This is a genomic window from Pseudomonas sp. KBS0707 (assembly GCF_005937945.2).
GTDB classification, from domain to species: domain Bacteria; phylum Pseudomonadota; class Gammaproteobacteria; order Pseudomonadales; family Pseudomonadaceae; genus Aquipseudomonas; species Aquipseudomonas amygdali.
Window position 1 is genome coordinate 5,129,242 of the sequence record NZ_CP041754.1, and the last position, 16,118, is coordinate 5,145,359.

The 16,118-nt window shown below is 55.6% G+C and carries 22 protein-coding genes; 1 reads left to right on the plus strand and 21 read right to left on the minus strand.

The window, feature by feature from the left end:
• Nucleotides 1-444: 444 nt before the first annotated feature.
• Complete coding sequence (locus FFH21_RS24435) at nucleotides 445-1,845, minus strand: MFS transporter (RefSeq protein ID WP_011169623.1); 1,401 nt, start codon at nucleotides 1,843-1,845, stop codon at nucleotides 445-447.
• A gap of 129 nt (nucleotides 1,846-1,974) precedes the next feature.
• On the opposite strand from FFH21_RS24435, the gene uvrA reads away from it, so the two are divergent.
• Complete coding sequence (gene uvrA, locus FFH21_RS24440) at nucleotides 1,975-4,809, plus strand: excinuclease ABC subunit UvrA (RefSeq protein WP_011169624.1); 2,835 nt, start codon at nucleotides 1,975-1,977, stop codon at nucleotides 4,807-4,809.
• A gap of 94 nt (nucleotides 4,810-4,903) precedes the next feature.
• Here uvrA and bfr read toward each other — a convergent pair whose 3' ends face one another.
• From bfr to rpsQ, 20 genes are all read right to left on the minus strand, one after another.
• Entirely contained in the window at nucleotides 4,904-5,368 is a 465-nt protein-coding gene (bfr, locus tag FFH21_RS24445; RefSeq protein WP_002555461.1) for a bacterioferritin, read from the minus strand.
• A gap of 154 nt (nucleotides 5,369-5,522) precedes the next feature.
• On the minus strand, nucleotides 5,523-6,968 hold the full coding sequence (locus FFH21_RS24450; protein ID WP_011169625.1) for a catalase: 1,446 nt from the start codon (nucleotides 6,966-6,968) through the stop codon (nucleotides 5,523-5,525).
• Between the two features lie 166 nt (nucleotides 6,969-7,134).
• Nucleotides 7,135-7,521, minus strand: coding sequence for a 50S ribosomal protein L17 (gene rplQ, locus FFH21_RS24455; protein WP_011169626.1), 387 nt, complete (start codon nucleotides 7,519-7,521; stop codon nucleotides 7,135-7,137).
• A 41-nt stretch (nucleotides 7,522-7,562) separates the two neighbouring features.
• Entirely contained in the window at nucleotides 7,563-8,564 is a 1,002-nt protein-coding gene (rpoA, locus tag FFH21_RS24460; RefSeq protein WP_002555464.1) for a DNA-directed RNA polymerase subunit alpha, read from the minus strand.
• A 22-nt stretch (nucleotides 8,565-8,586) separates the two neighbouring features.
• The gene (rpsD, locus tag FFH21_RS24465; RefSeq protein ID WP_002555465.1) at nucleotides 8,587-9,207 is read right to left on the minus strand and encodes a 30S ribosomal protein S4; all 621 of its coding nucleotides are present in this window, start codon (nucleotides 9,205-9,207) and stop codon (nucleotides 8,587-8,589) included.
• Nucleotides 9,208-9,225: 18 nt separating this feature from the next.
• Entirely contained in the window at nucleotides 9,226-9,615 is a 390-nt protein-coding gene (rpsK, locus tag FFH21_RS24470) for a 30S ribosomal protein S11 (protein WP_002555466.1), read from the minus strand.
• Nucleotides 9,616-9,645: 30 nt separating this feature from the next.
• Nucleotides 9,646-10,002, minus strand: coding sequence for a 30S ribosomal protein S13 (gene rpsM, locus FFH21_RS24475; RefSeq protein WP_002555467.1), 357 nt, complete (start codon nucleotides 10,000-10,002; stop codon nucleotides 9,646-9,648).
• Between the two features lie 130 nt (nucleotides 10,003-10,132).
• Entirely contained in the window at nucleotides 10,133-10,249 is a 117-nt protein-coding gene (rpmJ, locus tag FFH21_RS24480; RefSeq protein ID WP_002555468.1) for a 50S ribosomal protein L36, read from the minus strand.
• Between the two features lie 28 nt (nucleotides 10,250-10,277).
• Complete coding sequence (gene secY / locus FFH21_RS24485; RefSeq protein WP_002555469.1) at nucleotides 10,278-11,612, minus strand: preprotein translocase subunit SecY; 1,335 nt, start codon at nucleotides 11,610-11,612, stop codon at nucleotides 10,278-10,280.
• Nucleotides 11,613-12,047 (minus strand): 50S ribosomal protein L15, encoded by a 435-nt coding sequence (rplO, locus tag FFH21_RS24490; protein WP_002555470.1) that lies wholly within the window; start codon nucleotides 12,045-12,047, stop codon nucleotides 11,613-11,615.
• A 3-nt stretch (nucleotides 12,048-12,050) separates the two neighbouring features.
• A complete protein-coding gene (gene rpmD / locus FFH21_RS24495; protein ID WP_002555471.1) occupies nucleotides 12,051-12,227 on the minus strand; it encodes a 50S ribosomal protein L30 in 177 nt (58 codons plus the stop codon).
• 2 nt (nucleotides 12,228-12,229) lie between these two features.
• Nucleotides 12,230-12,730: a 30S ribosomal protein S5 gene (gene rpsE / locus FFH21_RS24500; RefSeq protein WP_011169627.1), complete on the minus strand. Its 501-nt coding sequence runs from the start codon at nucleotides 12,728-12,730 to the stop codon at nucleotides 12,230-12,232.
• Nucleotides 12,731-12,733: 3 nt separating this feature from the next.
• On the minus strand, nucleotides 12,734-13,084 hold the full coding sequence (rplR, locus tag FFH21_RS24505; protein WP_002555473.1) for a 50S ribosomal protein L18: 351 nt from the start codon (nucleotides 13,082-13,084) through the stop codon (nucleotides 12,734-12,736).
• Between the two features lie 10 nt (nucleotides 13,085-13,094).
• On the minus strand, nucleotides 13,095-13,634 hold the full coding sequence (rplF, locus tag FFH21_RS24510; protein ID WP_004658293.1) for a 50S ribosomal protein L6: 540 nt from the start codon (nucleotides 13,632-13,634) through the stop codon (nucleotides 13,095-13,097).
• Between the two features lie 12 nt (nucleotides 13,635-13,646).
• Complete coding sequence (gene rpsH, locus FFH21_RS24515; RefSeq protein WP_002555475.1) at nucleotides 13,647-14,039, minus strand: 30S ribosomal protein S8; 393 nt, start codon at nucleotides 14,037-14,039, stop codon at nucleotides 13,647-13,649.
• Between the two features lie 214 nt (nucleotides 14,040-14,253).
• Nucleotides 14,254-14,559 (minus strand): 30S ribosomal protein S14, encoded by a 306-nt coding sequence (gene rpsN / locus FFH21_RS24520; RefSeq protein WP_002555476.1) that lies wholly within the window; start codon nucleotides 14,557-14,559, stop codon nucleotides 14,254-14,256.
• A gap of 13 nt (nucleotides 14,560-14,572) precedes the next feature.
• Nucleotides 14,573-15,112, minus strand: a complete 540-nt coding sequence (rplE, locus tag FFH21_RS24525) for a 50S ribosomal protein L5 (RefSeq protein ID WP_002555477.1) — start codon at nucleotides 15,110-15,112, stop codon at nucleotides 14,573-14,575.
• A 20-nt stretch (nucleotides 15,113-15,132) separates the two neighbouring features.
• On the minus strand, nucleotides 15,133-15,447 hold the full coding sequence (rplX, locus tag FFH21_RS24530) for a 50S ribosomal protein L24 (RefSeq protein WP_002555478.1): 315 nt from the start codon (nucleotides 15,445-15,447) through the stop codon (nucleotides 15,133-15,135).
• Between the two features lie 11 nt (nucleotides 15,448-15,458).
• On the minus strand, nucleotides 15,459-15,827 hold the full coding sequence (gene rplN / locus FFH21_RS24535) for a 50S ribosomal protein L14 (RefSeq protein ID WP_002555479.1): 369 nt from the start codon (nucleotides 15,825-15,827) through the stop codon (nucleotides 15,459-15,461).
• Nucleotides 15,828-15,850: 23 nt separating this feature from the next.
• The gene (gene rpsQ / locus FFH21_RS24540) at nucleotides 15,851-16,117 is read right to left on the minus strand and encodes a 30S ribosomal protein S17 (RefSeq protein WP_002555480.1); all 267 of its coding nucleotides are present in this window, start codon (nucleotides 16,115-16,117) and stop codon (nucleotides 15,851-15,853) included.
• Nucleotide 16,118 lies beyond the last annotated feature (1 nt).

Genomic DNA, 16,118 nt, shown 5'->3' on the forward strand with positions numbered 1-16,118 from the left:
GTTTCCTAGATTGTTGGCGCCGGCACCGAATTGACCCAGTTGCCGAGATATCACTGAACCGGGCAGACTCCCCGAGAACCACTATTTTACTGGGTTTGTGTTGACTTGAGGGTGGGCTAATCGCACGGCAGCACGTGGGTCAATTCAGCGTTGGCATTAACACACGTAAGGCCTAGGGCCTGCTGTTGACGCCAGCGTCAGCAACGAGAAGACCGGTCGGCCATTTCGGCCACCAGCGCTTCATCGTGAAAAAGTTGCTCGCCAATCAGCGCTAGGACAAAGTTAGTCCCCACTCCAGAGCAGCACTGCGGTAATGAAAGTGCATATTAGTCTGAAAGGGGAGTAAAAACTTCATCAGAATGGACAAATTCAATTGCCCCTAGCCTGTTCAGGACAAATTTCAATTGCCCCTAGCATTATAAACTGAGACAAAAAAAATTGGCCCTAGTCATAGGCTTCGCACGCTTCTGACGCTGGATTGACCAGCTTTTCAAGAGAGGCGCGATCCAATAATTTTGTGTCGAGTTTTATGTAGATGGCCGCCTCTTCAGCAACCACCACTGCATCTGTCACGCCTGCTACGGACATCAAACGCTCTGCCAGGCCTGCTTCACGCTGCGCCTGCGGCGACAACGGCAGACGTAGGCTGGTCACGTAAGGCGGTTCTCGCATGGTCACTGCAAAGGCGAGCCAGACGGCGGCCATGGCTGCACCACCCAGGAACACCACATCGAGCCCACCGTGCTGGAACAACCAGCCGCCCAGTATCCCACCTGCGGCCGAACCAAGAAACTGGCTGGTGGAATAAACTCCCATCGCCGTGCCTTTTCCGCCAGCCGGTGAAACCTTGCTGATCAGTGATGGCAGGGACGCTTCCAGCAGGTTGAACGCCGTGAAGAATACCACTGTCCCGATGACCAGTGCCCGCAACGTGTCGCCGTATGCCCAGAAGAATAGCTCAGCCAGCATTAAAACTGTGACGGCGCCCAGCAGAACGCGCTTCATTTGACGTTTCTTCTCGCCGTAGATGATGAACGGGATCATCGCGAAGAAGGAAACCAGCAAGGCGGTCAGGTAGACCCACCAGTGCTCTTCCTTGGGCAAACCGGCTTTTTCGACCAGCGCCAGCGGCAAGGCCACGAAGCTGGACATGAGCATCGCATGCAACACGAAGATACCCAAATCCAGGCGCAGCAGGTCCGGATGACGCAACGTCGCCCCAAGTGCCTGCCTGGCAACTCCGGATTCGCGGTGCATCAACGGGCCATTGGCTTTGGGCACCACAAATGCGACGATCAGAAGACCCAGCAAGGCCATACCGCCTGTGGCCAGGAACAATCCCGAAAGGCCAAACATGCCGGTGATGACCGGGCCGACGACCATGGCGATGGCGAACGACAGGCCGATGGTCATGCCGATCATGGCCATGGCCTTGGTGCGATGCTGTTCGCGGGTCAGGTCAGAGAGCAAGGCCATGACCGCGGCGGAAATCGCGCCGGCACCCTGCAGGATGCGCCCGGCGATGATTCCCCAGATCGAATCGGCATTTGCCGCCACCACGCTGCCAATCGCAAAAATGATCAGGCCGAGATAAATAACCGGTCGCCGTCCGATACGGTCGGAAATGATCCCAAACGGAATCTGCAGCACTGCCTGGGTCAGGCCATAAGCGCCAATCGCCAGACCGATCAGTGCAGGGCTCGCGCCCGCCAGGTCCATGCCGTAGGTTGCCAGAACCGGCAAAACCATGAACATGCCAAGCATGCGGAACGCGAACACCAGGGCCAGACCGCCTGCTGCGCGGGTCTCGCCGCTACTCATACGCTCGCTGTGGGTATCTTGCATGGAATAACCTCGTGTGAACCGGCGGCGATTCTACCAGTCCCATCGTTGTACAGCACATACGCGACGCTTTGCCGCGTAATGGCTCGGAGCCTTATACTCCGTCGTTTATGCCCGCCAAGCGAGGCCGCAGTGGACAAGATCCTGATACGTGGGGCACGAACCCACAACCTGAAAAATATTGACCTGACACTTCCCCGCGACAAACTGATCGTTATCACCGGGCTCTCCGGCTCAGGCAAGTCTTCACTGGCTTTCGATACGCTGTACGCCGAAGGGCAACGCCGTTATGTCGAGTCGCTGTCTGCCTACGCCCGGCAGTTCCTGTCGATGATGGAAAAACCGGACGTCGACACGATCGAAGGTCTGTCGCCGGCGATTTCCATCGAGCAGAAGTCTACTTCGCATAACCCGCGCTCGACCGTGGGTACGATCACTGAAATCTACGACTACCTGCGTCTTTTGTATGCGCGCGTCGGACAGCCTCGCTGCCCGGACCACGACATCCCGCTGGAAGCGCAGACCGTCAGCCAGATGGTCGATCTCGTGTTGACCCAGCCCGAAGGCAGCAAGTTGATGCTGCTTGCGCCGGTTATCCGTGAGCGCAAGGGTGAACATCTGTCGGTCTTTGAAGAGCTGCGCGCGCAAGGTTTTGTTCGCGCGCGGGTCAACGGCAAGCTGTGTGAGCTGGATGAGCTGCCGAAGCTGGACAAGCAGAAGAAGCACTCGATTGATGTGGTCGTGGACCGTTTCAAGGTCCGCGCCGATCTGCAGCAGCGCCTGGCGGAATCCTTTGAAACCGCCTTGAAGCTGGCCGACGGCATTGCGCTGGTCGCGCCCATGGACGATGAACCGGGCGAAGAAGTGATTTTCTCTGCCCGCTTCGCCTGCCCGATCTGTGGCCATGCGATCAGTGAGCTGGAGCCGAAGCTGTTCTCCTTCAACAACCCGGCCGGCGCATGCCCGACCTGCGACGGTCTGGGCGTAAAGCAGTTCTTTGATATCAAGCGACTGGTAAATGCCGAACTGACACTTGCCGAAGGCGCGATACGAGGCTGGGACAGGCGTAACGTCTATTACTTCCAGATGCTGGGGTCGCTATCCAAGCACTACGGTTTCAGTCTGGAAGTGCCGTTCAAAGAAATCCCGGCCGACATGCAGAAAGTTCTGCTCAACGGCAGCGGCTCGCAGAGTGTCGACTTCCGCTATCTGAACGACCGCGGCGATATCGTCAAGCGCGCGCACCCGTTCGAAGGCATCGTGCCGAATCTGGAACGTCGCTACCGGGAAACCGAATCAGCGACTGTGCGTGAAGAGCTGGCCAAGTTTCTGGGCACGCAGCCCTGCCCTGATTGCCGAGGTACCCGCTTGCGTCGTGAGGCGCGCCATGTGTGGGTAGGCGAAAAGACCTTGCCTGCGGTGACCAATCTGCCGATTGGCGACGCCACGCATTACTTCGAAACGCTCAAGCTGACCGGACGGCGCGGCGAAATTGCCGACAAGATTCTCAAGGAAATCCGTGAGCGTCTGCAGTTTCTGGTCAATGTCGGGCTGGATTACCTGACACTGGATCGCAGCGCGGACACCCTGTCCGGCGGTGAGGCTCAGCGTATCCGCCTGGCCAGCCAGATCGGCGCGGGCCTGGTCGGGGTGATGTACATCCTCGATGAGCCGTCCATTGGCCTGCACCAGCGCGATAATGATCGTTTGCTGGGCACGCTCAAGCACCTGCGCGACATAGGCAACACCGTGATTGTGGTCGAGCACGATGAAGATGCGATTCGCCTGGCCGACTATGTGGTCGACATCGGACCGGGCGCGGGTGTGCATGGTGGTCATATCGTTGCCGAAGGTACGCCGGACGAAGTGATGTCGCATCCCGACTCACTGACCGGCAAGTACCTGTCGGGCCGTGTGAAGATTGCTGTACCCGCCAAGCGAACGCCGCGTAACAAAAAGCTCTCGCTGACGCTCAAAGGTGCGCGTGACAACAACCTGCAGAACGTCAATCTCGATATTCCGATTGGTCTGCTGACCTGCGTGACGGGTGTTTCCGGGTCGGGCAAGTCGACGCTGATCAACAACACACTGTTTCCGCTGAGCGCTACGGCGCTGAACGGTGCCACGACGCTTGAGGCGGCCGCCCACGACAGCATCAATGGCCTGCAGCATCTGGACAAGGTCGTCGACATTGACCAGAGCCCTATTGGTCGTACGCCGCGCTCCAACCCGGCGACCTATACCGGGCTGTTCACGCCGATTCGTGAATTGTTTGCCGGTGTACCGGAATCGCGTTCACGGGGCTACGGTCCGGGACGGTTCTCGTTCAACGTCAAGGGTGGACGCTGCGAGGCGTGCCAAGGCGACGGGCTGATCAAGGTCGAGATGCACTTTCTGCCGGACATCTACGTGCCCTGCGATGTGTGCAAGAGCAAGCGTTACAACCGCGAAACGCTTGAGATCAAGTACAAAGGCAAGAACGTACACGAAGTGCTGGAAATGACCATCGAGGAAGCTCGAGAGTTCTTCGACGCCGTTCCTGCACTGGCGCGCAAGCTGCAAACCCTGATGGATGTAGGACTTTCCTATATCAAGCTGGGGCAATCGGCGACAACCCTGTCAGGCGGTGAGGCGCAACGGGTCAAGCTGTCACGCGAGCTGTCCAAGCGCGACACTGGCAAAACGCTGTACATCCTCGACGAGCCGACCACGGGCCTGCACTTTGCGGATATTCAGCAGTTGCTGGATGTATTGCATCGCTTACGCGACCACGGCAACACGGTGGTGGTGATCGAGCACAACCTGGATGTCATCAAGACGGCCGACTGGCTGGTGGACCTGGGGCCGGAAGGCGGTTCAAGAGGCGGGCAGATCATTGCGACCGGCACACCTGAACAGGTCGCCGAGATGGAGCAGTCGTACACCGGGCATTACCTGAAGCCTCTGTTGATCAGAGACAGGGCTTAACCGGCGTTGCGAAAACGGGTCTGGTTTCGGTCAGACCCAGGTACAAAAAAGCTCCTGTCACGCAAGTGCAGGAGCTTTTTTTATGGCTGCCGAATCAGAACTGCGATTGCAGGTAATTCTGCAGGCCGATGGACTTGATCAAGCCCATCTGCTGTTCAAGCCAATAAGTGTGGTCTTCTTCCGTATCGGCCAGTTGCACACGCAGGATTTCACGGGTCACGTAGTCACCGTGCAGCTCACAGAGCTCGATGCCCTTGCAAAGCGCAGCACGAACCTTGTATTCCAGACGCAGATCGCTGGCGAGCATCTCAGGCACTGTGGTGCCGACATCCAGATCATCCGGACGCATGCGTGGCGTACCTTCAAGCATCAGGATACGACGCATCAGCGCATCAGCGTGTTGCGCCTCTTCTTCCATCTCGTGGTTGATACGCTCATAGAGCTTCGAAAAGCCCCAGTCTTCGTACATGCGTGAGTGAACGAAATATTGGTCACGAGCCGCCAGTTCGCCCGTGAGCAACGTGTTGAGATAATCGATTACTTCGGGGTGGCCTTGCATCGCACCAGACTCCTGCTTCAAAGCCGATAGTTTGAACCAAGCGCCGCGCAAGGTCACTGAGAAAAACGCAATAAACCGACGAAAAGTGGCGAAATTACGCCGTTAAGAAGCGAAAAACCGCCCAAATGAGGGCGGTTCTGTTTCTCACTTCGACTCAGCCCAGTTTTATACCCAGAGCGTTGGCAATGCCTTCCCCGTAGGCCGGGTCAGCCCTGTAGAAATGCTGCAACTGACGCTGCACGATGTCACTGGAAACACCCCCCATCGCGCCGGCAATGTTACTGATCAGCAGCGCTTTTTGATCATCGCTCATCAGGTTGAACAACTTGCCCGCCTGACTGTAGTAATCGCCGTCCACGCGATGATCATGACGACCTGCGGCACCACTCAAAGCCAGCGCAGGTTCTGCGTAGCGCGGATCTTCCTTCGGCGCATCCGAATAGCTGTTTGGCTCATAGTTCGGAGCCGCCCCGCCATTGGTACCGAAGGCCATCGACCCGTCACGCTGGTAGCTATGCACTGGGTTTCTCGGTGCATTGATCGGCAATTGCTGGTGATTGGTACCTACGCGATAGCGATGTGCATCGGCGTAAGCAAACACCCGCCCTTGCAGCATGCGGTCCGGTGACAAGCCAACCCCGGGCACCATATTGCTGGGACCAAACGCTGCTTGCTCAACCTCGGCAAAGTAGTTGAGCGGGTTACGGTTAAGCTCCAGTTCACCTACTTCAATCAGCGGATATTCCTTCTGCGACCAGGTCTTGGTCACGTCGAACGGGTTCTCGTGGTGGTTCGCAGCCTGGGCTTCGCTCATCAGCTGAATGCAGACCTGCCACTTGGGGAAGTCACCCCTCTCGATAGCAGTGAACAGATCGCGCTGGGCGTAATCGGGATCAGTACCCGCAATGCGCGCAGCCTCGGCTGGCGTGAGGTTCTTGATGCCCTGCCGGGTCTTGTAGTGCCACTTCACCCAATGACGCTCACCTGCTGCGCTGATAAGGCTGTACGTATGGCTACCAAAACCGTGCATGTGACGATAGCCGTCCGGAATGCCTCGGTCCGAGAACAGAATAGTGACCTGGTGCAGCGCTTCAGGCGAATGCGACCAGAAATCCCACATCATTTGCGGGCTTTTCAGGTTGGTTTGCGGAAGACGTTTCTGCGTGTGAATGAAGTCAGGAAATTTCAGAGGGTCACGGATAAAGAACACTGGCGTGTTGTTACCCACGATGTACCAGTTACCTTCCTCGGTGTAAAACTTGATTGCAAAGCCGCGCGGATCACGTTCAGTATCCGCCGAACCACGCTCACCACCTACAGTGGAGAAACGCAGAAAAATCGGGGTCTGCTTGCCGACCGTGTCGAACAGCTTGGCGCTGCTGTATTGGCTGATATCACGGGTAACGGTGAACGTTCCATGAGCACCCGATCCTTTGGCGTGGACACGACGCTCCGGAATATTCTCACGGTTGAAATGAGCGAGCTTTTCGATCAGGTGGAAATCATCGAGCAGTAAAGGACCACGCGGGCCTGCCGAGCGAGAATTCTGATTGTCGGCGACTGGTGCACCGCTGGCGGTCGTAAGGGTCTTCTGACTCATGTAAGTCTTCCTCTGGTTGTATAGCCGGTTGATTGGCTTGAGAGGAAGTATTGTGGAAAACTATTGCAGCGTCGAATTCATTAAGCCATGACTATCGATAGGTTTTTTAAATCCCAGACAACAAAAAACCGGGCGCAAGGCCCGGTTTCTTGTTCAAACTGATGTCTTATTCAGCGGGTTCTACAGAGCCACCGACAGGACGATCAACCAACTCGACGTACGCCATTGGCGCGTTGTCGCCAGCGCGGAAACCGCACTTGAGGATACGCAGGTAGCCGCCCTGACGGGTTGCATAGCGCTTGCCCAGATCGTTGAACAGCTTGCCGACGATTTCTTTCGAACGAGTACGGTCGAAAGCCAGACGACGGTTAGCAACGCTGTCTTCCTTGGCCAGGGTGATCAGCGGCTCGGCAACGCGACGCAGTTCCTTGGCTTTCGGCAGGGTAGTTTTGATCAGCTCGTGCTCGAACAGCGACACCGCCATGTTTTGAAACATGGCTTTACGGTGAGAGCTGGTACGGCTCAGGTGACGTCCACTTTTACGATGACGCATGGTTCATTCCTTACCAAACTCGCGTTCGGTGATTACGACGATCAGGCCGTAGCCTTGTCGTCCTTCTTAAGACTTGCCGGCGGCCAGTTGTCGAGGCGCATGCCGAGGGAGAGACCACGAGAAGCCAGAACGTCCTTGATCTCGGTCAAGGATTTCTTGCCCAGGTTCGGAGTCTTCAACAGCTCTACTTCGGTGCGCTGAATCAGATCGCCGATGTAGTAGATGTTCTCCGCCTTAAGGCAGTTGGCCGAACGCACGGTCAGTTCCAAATCGTCAACCGGACGAAGCAGGATCGGATCGATCTCGTCTTCCTGTTCGATTACCACTGGTTCGCTGTCGCCTTTGAGGTCCACGAACGCAGCCAGCTGCTGTTGCAGGATGGTTGCAGCGCGACGGATAGCCTCTTCAGGGTCCAGAGTACCGTTGGTTTCCAGATCAATAACCAGCTTGTCCAGGTTAGTACGCTGCTCGACACGGGCGTTTTCCACCACGTATGCGATACGGCGAACCGGGCTGAACGAAGAGTCAAGCTGCAAGCGACCAATGCTGCGGCTTTCGTCTTCATCGCTTTGACGCGAGTCTGCCGGCTCATAACCACGACCACGAGCTACGGTGAGCTTCATGTTCAAGACGCCGTTAGACGCCAGGTTAGCGATTACGTGATCGGGGTTAACGATCTCGACATCATGATCCAGCTGAATATCGGCAGCGGTAACCACCCCCGAACCCTTCTTCGACAAGGTCAGCGTAACTTCGTCTCGACCGTGCAGCTTGATAGCCAGACCTTTAAGGTTCAACAGGATTTCAATGACGTCTTCCTGTACACCTTCGATGGCGCTGTACTCATGGAGTACACCGTCAATCTCGGCCTCGACTACTGCACAGCCGGGCATGGAGGACAACAAAATGCGGCGAAGCGCGTTGCCCAGGGTATGGCCGAAACCACGCTCGAGAGGCTCGAGAGTGATCTTGGCGCGGGTTGGACTGACAACCTGCACATCAATATGGCGGGGTGTCAGGAACTCATTTACCGAAATCTGCATGGATGCACCTATTTTCTAGCCCTTACTTGGAGTAGAGCTCGACAATCAGGCTTTCGTTGATGTCGGCGGATAGATCACTGCGAGCTGGAACGTTCTTGAAAACGCCCGATTTCTTCTCAGTGTCTACTTCTACCCATTCTACGCGGCCACGTTGGGCACACAGATCGAGAGCCTGGACAATACGCAGCTGATTCTTAGCTTTTTCGCGGATAGCAACAACGTCGCCAGCACGAACCTGATAAGAAGGAACGTTAACGGTTTTGCCGTTTACGCTGACCGACTTGTGCGAAACCAATTGACGGGATTCGGCACGCGTCGAGCCGAAGCCCATGCGGTATACAACGTTGTCCAGACGGCATTCGAGCAGTTGCAGCAGGTTCTCGCCTGTTGCACCTTTCTTGCCGGCGGCTTCTTTGTAGTAGCCGCTGAACTGACGCTCGAGAACGCCGTAGATACGACGGACTTTTTGCTTTTCACGCAGCTGAGTACCGTAATCGGACTGGCGACCGCGGCGTTGGCCGTGGATACCTGGAGCTGCTTCGATGTTGCACTTGGATTCGATAGCGCGAACGCCGCTCTTCAGAAAGAGATCGGTGCCTTCACGACGAGCAAGTTTGCATTTTGGACCAATGTAACGAGCCATTTCTTACAGTCTCCTGGATTACACGCGGCGCTTCTTCGGCGGACGGCACCCGTTGTGCGGGATTGGCGTCACGTCGGTGATGCTGGCGATCTTATAGCCACAGCCGTTCAATGCACGGACAGCGGATTCACGACCTGGGCCTGGACCCTTGACATTGACGTCGAGGTTCTTCAGACCGTACTCCAGCGCAGCTTGACCAGCACGCTCAGCAGCTACTTGAGCAGCGAACGGGGTGGACTTGCGCGAACCACGGAAACCCGAACCGCCGGAGGTAGCCCACGAAAGAGCGTTACCTTGACGATCGGTAATGGTGACGATTGTGTTGTTAAACGACGCGTGGATGTGGGCGATGCCATCAACCACTGTCTTTTTAACTTTTTTACGAGGACGAGCAGCAGGTTTTGCCATGACTAAATTCCTGTCGTTGCGCTGGTGCGATTACTTGCGGATCGGCTTACGCGGACCTTTGCGAGTACGCGCGTTGGTCTTGGTACGCTGACCGCGTACTGGAAGACCACGACGATGACGCAGACCGCGGTAGCAGCCCAGGTCCATCAAGCGCTTGATTTTCATGTTGATTTCGCGACGCAGGTCACCTTCAGTGGTGAACTTCGCCACTTCGCCACGCAGCTGTTCAATCTGCTCGTCGCTCAGATCTTTGATTTTCACCGCCGGGTTTACACCGGTGGTTGCACAAATTTTCTGTGCAGTGGTGCGACCAACACCATAGATGTAGGTCAGCGAGATAACAGTATGCTTGTTATCTGGAATGTTAACGCCTGCAATACGGGCCATTCAGTGGGACTCCAATTGACAGCTACCTACGCCCCGGAAGCCAAGAAATAGGGCGCGAGATAATATCGCTGTAGTAACAAATAATCAACCCAGCAGCGCACTAGCTGCTGGGCTTAAGCACAAATCACAATCAGCCTTGGCGCTGCTTATGACGTGGTTCCGCGCTGCAAATTACTCGAACCACACCTTCGCGGCGAATAATCTTGCAGTTACGGCACAGCTTTTTCACCGATGCACGAACTTTCATCACCAACTCCTCGAACCTTAGGGGTGCTTCAGCGCAGCATACCGCCGCTGCCACCGTAGCCCTTCAGGTTGGCTTTCTTCATCAGGGATTCATACTGGTGCGAAACGAGGTGAGATTGCACTTGCGACATAAAGTCCATCACAACCACGACCACGATCAGCAACGAGGTCCCGCCAAGGTAGAACGGTACGTTTGCCGCAACCACCAGAAACTGGGGAAGCAGGCACACGGCCGTCATATATAAAGCACCGAACATGGTCAAGCGAGTCAAAACGCCATCAATATAGCGCGCCGACTGCTCGCCTGGACGAATACCCGGAATAAAGGCACCGGACTTCTTCAGGTTTTCCGCTACGTCTTTCGGATTGAACATCAACGCCGTATAGAAGAAGCAGAAGAAAATAATCCCTGCACTAAACAGCAGAATATTCAACGGCTGACCAGGAGCGATCGACTGCGAGATGTCCTGCAACCAGCCCAGACCTTCAGACTGACCAAACCAGGACCCCAACGAAGCCGGAAACAGCAAAATGCTGCTCGCGAAAATGGCTGGAATAACGCCAGCCATGTTCACTTTCAGCGGCAAGTGGCTTGTCTGTGCAGCGAAGACCTTGCGGCCCTGCTGACGCTTGGCGTAGTGAACAGCGATACGACGCTGACCACGCTCAATAAACACCACGAAACCGATGATCGCTACCGCCAGCAAACCGATAGCAACCAGAGCGAAGATATTGATATCACCCTGACGCGCAGACTCGAAAGACTGCCCAATTGCTCTCGGAAGACCAGCGACGATACCTGCGAAGATCAACATCGAGATACCGTTGCCGACACCGCGCTCTGTAATCTGCTCGCCCAGCCACATCATGAACATCGCACCTGCCACGAAGGTAGTTACGGCCACAAAGTGGAAACCAAGGTCCCCAGAAAACGCGACGCCCTGACTCGCCAGGCCAACGGACATGCCGATAGCTTGAACAAGAGCCAGGACAACGGTGCCATAGCGGGTGTACTGGCTTATCTTGCGACGGCCAGCTTCACCTTCCTTCTTCAACTGCTCCAGTTGCGGGCTGACGGCGGTCATCAACTGCATGATGATCGATGCCGAAATGTACGGCATGATCCCCAATGCAAAGATGCTCATCCGTTCCAGCGCGCCACCGGAAAACATGTTGAACAAGCTAAGAATGGTCCCCTCATTCTGTCGAAACAGTTCTGCGAGTCGGTCAGGGTTAATACCTGGAACCGGGATGTGTGCGCCTATTCGGTAGACGATAATCGCCAGGAACAGAAAACGCAGACGAGCCCAGAGTTCAGACATACCGCCTTTGCCGAGCGCAGAGAGAGCACCTTGCTTAGCCATTTATTCCTCGAACTTGCCGCCAGCTGCTTCGATAGCCGCACGCGCACCTTTGGTGGCGGCGATACCCTTGATAGTGACAGCGCGAGTAACTTCGCCCGACAGCATGATTTTCACACGCTGAACGTTCTGGTTAATCACGTTGGCATCTTTCAGGGACTGCACAGTTACGATGTCGCCTTCCACTTTAGCCAGCTCGGACAGACGCACTTCTGCGCGGTCCATGGCTTTCAGGGAAACGAAACCGAATTTTGGCAAGCGACGATGCAGCGGCTGTTGGCCGCCCTCAAAGCCCGGAGCAATAGTGCCACCGGAGCGGGAGCTTTGACCTTTGTGGCCACGGCCACCGGTCTTGCCCAAACCGCTACCGATACCACGGCCCGGACGATGCTTTTCGCGACGGGAACCCGGCGCTGGACTCAGATCATTGAGTTTCATCGATTAACCCTCGACTCGCAGCATGTAGTAAGCCTTGTTGATCATCCCGCGATTTTCGGGAGTATCCAGGACTTCTACAGTGTGACCGATGCGACGCAGACCCAAACCCTTAATGCACAATCTGTGATTAGGGATGCGGCCGGTCATGCTTTTGATCAGCGTTACTTTAACGGTAGCCATGATCAGATGATCTCCTCAACACGCTTGCCACGTTTGGCAGCGATCGACTCAGGAGACTGCATGCCCTTCAAACCCTTGAAAGTGGCGTGAACCACGTTTACCGGGTTAGTCGAACCGTAGCACTTGGCCAATACGTTCTGGACACCAGCAACTTCCAGCACTGCGCGCATAGCACCGCCAGCGATGATACCGGTACCTTCAGAAGCAGGCTGCATGTACACCTTCGAGGCGCCATGAGCAGACTTCATTGCGTACTGCAGGGTAGTGCAGTTCAGATCAACCTGAATCATGTTGCGACGAGCAGCTTCCATCGCCTTCTGGATCGCAGCAGGCACTTCACGTGACTTGCCACGGCCGAAGCCAACGCGCCCTTTACCATCACCCACTACGGTCAACGCAGTGAAAGTGAAGATACGGCCGCCTTTTACGGTTTTGGCCACGCGGTTAACTTGAACCAGCTTCTCGATGTAGCCTTCGTCGCGTTTTTGGTCGTGATTTGACATAACTTAGAACTCCAGCCCGCCTTCACGAGCAGCATCAGCCAGCGCTTTGACACGGCCGTGGTACTTGAAGCCAGAACGGTCGAAAGCGACTTGCGATACACCCGCGGCTTTCGCGCGCTCGGCGACCAGCTTGCCAACCTTAGTGGCCGCGTCGATATTGCCAGTGGCGCCATCACGCAGTTCTTTGTCCAAAGTCGAGGCGCTTGCCAGGACTTTGCTGCCGTCGGCCGAGATGACCTGGGCATAAATGTGCTGCGAAGAGCGGTGCACGCAGAGACGCACGACTTCTAGCTCGTGCATTTTCAGGCGTGCTTTGCGAGCGCGACGCAGTCGGGTAACTTTTTTGACGGTCATTTGCTATGCCCTACTTCTTCTTGGCTTCTTTACGGCGGACGACTTCGTCTGCGTAACGCACACCTTTGCCTTTGTAAGGCTCAGGACGGCGGAAGTCGCGGATCTCAGCGGCCACTTGACCAACCAACTGCTTATCGATACCGCGAATCAGGATATCGGTCTGGCTGGGGGTCTCAGCGGTGATGCCATTCGGCAATTCGTAGTCCACTGGGTGCGAGAAGCCAAGTGCAAGGTTCAGTACCGTGCCTTTTGCTTGCGCCTTGTAACCAACACCGACCAGCTGGAGCTTGCGCTCGAAGCCTTGGCTCACGCCTTGGACCATGTTGTTTACCAGTGCACGAGTGGTGCCTGCCATTGCGCGGGTTTGTTGATCGCCATTGCGAGCAGCGAAACGCAGCTCACCAGCTTCTTCAACAATCTCAACCTCAACGGACGAATGGATGATCAGTTCTAGAGTGCCCTTGGGACCCTTCACCGAAAGCAGCTGGCCGACGAGTTTGACTTCGACGCCGGATGGCAGCTTAACGGGGTTCTTAGCGACGCGTGACATGCTTATCCCCCCTTAGAACACAGTGCAAAGCACTTCGCCACCGACACCGGCAGCGCGCGCAGCACGATCCGTCATCACACCTTTACTGGTGGAGACGATAGACACACCAAGACCGCCACGAACTTTCGGCAGATCATCGGAGGACTTGTACTGACGCAAGCCTGGGCGGCTGACGCGCTTAACCTCTTCGATGACCGGACGGCCTTCGAAGTACTTAAGCTCGATGGACAGCGAGGATTTAACTTCGCTGCTGATCTGATAACCCGCAATGTAGCCTTCGTCCTTCAGAACTTTTGCTACAGCAACCTTCAACGTGGAAGATGGCATGCTCACGACGGGCTTTTCAGCCATCTGGGCATTACGGATACGAGTTAGCATGTCCGCTAACGGGTCCTGCATACTCATGGGCTAGACGCTCCTAAAACAAAATAATTAGCCTTGCGGCTACAGCTTGATCGCCGAGAACTTCCGGGCAAGTAAAAACACGGGCTCAGGCGAGCCGGCAATTCTAGTCCTACCCCGGAAATGAATCAAGCCCCAAAAGGGGCTTGATTCAAATTCAGGCCTCATCCCGACCGGCGACTTGCGTAGCCGGCGGAACGAAGCGAGAGGTGTCGCCTTACCAGCTGGCTTTAACCAGACCTGGAACGTCGCCACGCATTGCTGCTTCACGCAGCTTGTTACGGCCGAGGCCGAACTTGCGGTAGACGCCGTGTGGACGACCAGTGATGCGGCAACGGTTACGCATGCGCGCAGCGCTTGCGTCACGTGGTTGCTTCTGCAGGGCTACGGTCGCTTCCCAACGCGCTTCTGGACTTGCGTTCAGATCAACGATGATAGCTTTCAGCTCTGCACGCTTCTTGGCGTACTTGGCAACGGTGAGCTGACGCTTCAGCTCACGGTTTTTCATGCTCTTCTTGGCCATTTTCCTACTCCAATCAGTTGCGGAACGGGAATTTGAAAGCACGCAGCAATGCGCGGCCTTCGTCATCGTTCTTGGCAGTGGTGGTCAGGGTAATGTCCAGACCGCGGAGAGCATCGATCTTGTCGTAGTCGATTTCCGGGAAAATGATCTGCTCTTTCACGCCCATGCTGTAGTTACCACGACCATCGAAGGACTTGGCATTCAGGCCGCGGAAGTCGCGAACCCGAGGCAGGGAGATCGACAGCAGACGATCCAGGAATTCATACATACGATCGCGGCGCAGAGTCACTTTGACGCCGATCGGCCAACCTTCGCGGACTTTAAAGCCAGCGATGGATTTCCGAGCGTAAGTCACAACGACTTTTTGACCGGTGATCTTTTCCAGGTCAGCAACAGCGTGCTCGATGACTTTTTTGTCGCCGATCGCTTCGCCCAGACCCATGTTCAGGGTGATTTTGGTAACGCGCGGAACTTCCATCACGTTCGAAAGCTTAAGTTCTTCCTTAAGTTTCGGAGCGATTTCCTTCCGGTAAATCTCTTTTAGTCGTGCCATGGTCTTCTACCTAGCAGTGTTCAAGCATCAACCGCTTTTTGGGTCGACTTGAAGACACGAATTTTCTTGCCGTCTTCAACTTTGAAACCAACGCGGTCAGCCTTGTTGGTTGCGCCGTTGAAAATGGCGACGTTGGAAGCGTGCAGTGGCGCTTCTTTCTCGACGATACCGCCCTGTACGCCCGACATCGGGTTTGGCTTGGTATGACGCTTCACCAGGTTGATCCCACCAACGACCAGACGGTCGTCAGCGAGAACCTTGAGCACCTTACCGCGCTTACCTTTGTCTTTGCCGGCGATCACGATGATCTCGTCGTCACGACGAATCTTTTGCATGTCGGATCTCCTTAAAGCACTTCAGGGGCGAGCGAGACGATCTTCATGAACTTCTCAGTACGAAGTTCACGGGTCACTGGCCCAAAGATACGAGTACCGATCGGCTCTTGCTTGTTGTTCAACAGAACAGCAGCGTTGCCGTCAAAGCGGATGATGGAGCCGTCTGCACGACGAACACCGTGGCGAGTGCGGACTACAACTGCAGTCATCACTTGGCCTTTTTTCACCTTACCGCGCGGAATTGCTTCCTTGACGGTCACTTTGATGATGTCACCGATACCAGCGTAACGACGATGGGAGCCACCCAGCACCTTGATGCACATAACGCGGCGTGCGCCGCTGTTATCGGCCACATCGAGCATGGATTGAGTCTGAATCATATAATTTCTCCGACCCCTAGCCCTTAGACTTCCACAGCGCGTTCGAGGATATCAACCAACGCCCAAGACTTGGTCTTGGCTACCGGACGAGTTTCACGAATCGTGACCTTGTCGCCGATATGGCATTGGTTGGTTTCGTCGTGCGCGTGCAGCTTAGTCGAACGCTTAACGTATTTACCGTAGATCGGGTGCTTTACGCGACGCTCGATCAGAACGGTGATGGTCTTGTCCATCTTGTCGCTGACAACACGGCCAGTCAGCGTACGGACAGTTTTTTCGGCTTCAGCCATG